The sequence below is a fragment of the Synechococcus sp. R6-10 genome, assembly GCF_047461815.1.
Taxonomy (GTDB): domain Bacteria; phylum Cyanobacteriota; class Cyanobacteriia; order Thermostichales; family Thermostichaceae; genus Thermostichus.
On sequence record NZ_JANSHW010000372.1, the window covers coordinates 1 to 2,257 of the forward strand.

The 2,257-nt window shown below is 60.8% G+C and carries 2 protein-coding genes and 1 pseudogene; all 3 read right to left on the reverse strand.

Features of this window, described 5'->3' with window-relative positions; all coding sequences use genetic code 11:
• Window positions 1-88: 88 nt before the first annotated feature.
• Window positions 89-700, reverse strand: coding sequence for an RdgB/HAM1 family non-canonical purine NTP pyrophosphatase (rdgB, locus tag NW837_RS10550; RefSeq protein ID WP_414331343.1), 612 nt, complete (start codon window positions 698-700; stop codon window positions 89-91).
• Between the two features lie 58 nt (window positions 701-758).
• A complete protein-coding gene (locus NW837_RS10555) occupies window positions 759-1,424 on the reverse strand; it encodes a metallophosphoesterase family protein (protein ID WP_414331344.1) in 666 nt (221 codons plus the stop codon).
• Window positions 1,414-2,257, reverse strand: a pseudogene (locus tag NW837_RS10560) (single-stranded-DNA-specific exonuclease RecJ); the annotation flags it as partial. The pseudogene NW837_RS10560 and the gene NW837_RS10555, both read right to left, overlap by 11 nt.

Consider the following 2,257-nt stretch of genomic DNA (forward strand, 5'->3'; position numbering starts at 1 on the left):
ATCCGTACTGAACATATTATACATTATTTTCAGTATAGTTGAGCTTATTATTGACTAGAGTCATGCTCCCCAGCCAGGACATCGGGGGCTATTGCTGGGATCCAAGCCAGCCCATACGCTTCTCCAGGAGAGGCAACTGCGCTTTCAAGGCGCGTAAGGCTCGGCCTCGGTGGCCGATGGCCTCTTTTTGAGCTGGGCTCATCTCGGCAAAGGTTAGCCCCACTTCGGGCACCCAAAACAGGGGATCATAGCCAAACCCCCCCTCTCCCCGCGGCTGGGTCAAGACCTCTCCCGAGCATACCCCTTCCACCAGGGCATGCACTACACCTTGGGGATCCACCAGGGCGATGGCGCAGTGAAAGGTGGCTCGGCGATTTGGGATCCCTTCCATTTCCCTAAGCAACCGCTCGATGCGGGCAGCATCGTTGGGGGCATAGCGAGCCGAGCGGATCCCAGGGGCACCGCCAAGGGCTTCTACCGCTAGGCCGGAATCGTCGGCAATGGCCCACTCCCCCAGAGACTTGGCCACGGCTCTGGCTTTGAGAAGGGCATTTTCGGCAAAGGTGGTGCCGGTTTCTTCCACCTCAATTTCTGAGGGCATGCGGCGCAGCTCCCAAGCAGGGGCATGGGCCTGGAAAAAGGCATTGAACTCGCGCCATTTGCCGGGGCTACTGCTGGCCAAGATCAAAGGACGGGTCATGGAAGGTTCCTACGAGTGGAAATCTGAGGAGGCGGAAGGCTGTCCAAGGGCTTCCTGCCTAATGGATCTCGAGAACCATGTTGTGCAGGGCTGTGTTAATCACCAGGGTGGATCCCCATCGCTCTACCTTGCCCCCATCCCAATGCATGTGTCCGCAGATGTAGTAGCGCGGCTGCAGCTGTTCCAAAAGGGGGCGCAAGGTGGGTGTGCGACGGTGATACCACTTCCCGCCTTCATCCAAAAAGCCTCGCGGCGGAGCGTGGGTCAGCAGCAGGTCAATGGGCCGGGGGGGTTGACTGTAGAGGGCGAGCAGCTCCTGCAAATGGGCGGAGGTGAGAGACCAGCTCCAGCCACAGGGGGGAGTCCAGGGCACAGCCAAAACCTGTAACCCCAGCCACTCAAAGCAGCAGGACTGGGTGATGGCCCGTCCCCAACGGCCAACCAGCAAATCCAAAACTGAAGCCGCCGGATCGTGGTTTCCGGGCAAAAAGAGCCAGGGTTTGCCCAGGCTCTCCACTGCCGCCAAAAAGGATTGCAGATGAACCACCTCTGCTTGGGCTGCCGGATGAAAGCCCTGGGTGGCCTTGCGGGAAGGTTTGCCGGCCTTGGAACAGAAATCCCCGCAGTTGATGTAAGCATCCACCTCCGGCAGATGGGCAAGGGCCTGCCGGATCAGCCGAGGGCTGCCGTGGTAGTCGGAGCCGAGCAGCAGCTTAATCCCCATGAGAATCAGCCGCAGAAGAATCCAGGTGGGATCGCTGAAGCAGGGCGGCAACCTGTTGCCAGGAGCTGCTGTACCAAGCTTGCTGGGCTTCCAGTTCTTCGCCGAGGGATCCCGTGGGGCCAAAATCTGGGCAGGCGTACCCCAGGGAGCGTAATCCTGCCACCAACACTGCCGGAGACAGCCACCACTGCTGGGCCAAGCGCAGCAGATCCACCTGGCTGTGGGTTTGCAGGTATTGGCGGAGCTGGCGTTGCAAGCCGGTGGCGGAGGGCAGGGGCACCGCTTGCTGATGGACGGCAATCAACAGCTCGCTGCTGGGGGTGCAACAGAGCAGCCACTTGAGGTGATCCAGAGAAGGGGGCCAGCTCCACAACCAGAGTTGATCATAGCGGTGGCCGGCTTGGGGACGGTCGTAGTGGAGAGTCAGGTACCGCCGTTCGCGATAGCGGGCCGTAGGCCTTGAAGACAAGACCAGCGAGGGGCGGCGGAAGCCGTAGAACAGGATGGTTCCCTGCGCCTGAGGCCAGAGGACAGAAAATCGGTCTACAGCTTGCCAACGCAAAGGCTGGGTGGGCTGGGGGGTGGGGCGCCAGATCAACAGAGGTGAGGGCTCTGTCCCCCTCTGGGAGCCAGTCGAGGGCTTGGAGTTGGGCATGGGAGGAGTGGCATCCAGAGAGACGGGGGAGATGGGAGACTTGCTCCCATCAGGGGTGCGGGGCGCTGTTTTCTCGAGAGGGGGGTTGCCGGCAGTGGCAGCCTCTTGGGCAGGTTGGATCCCGACAATTTCCAGCTCCAGTTGGGTTTCTCCCTGCCATGTTTTGGCCTTGAGCGTG

Coding starts and splice junctions, on each gene's coding strand:
- rdgB (WP_414331343.1), bottom strand. CDS start 700: ATGACCCGTCCTTTGATCTTGGCCAGCAGTAGCCCCGGCAAATGGCGC.
- NW837_RS10555 (WP_414331344.1), bottom strand. CDS start 1,424: ATGGGGATTAAGCTGCTGCTCGGCTCCGACTACCACGGCAGCCCTCGG.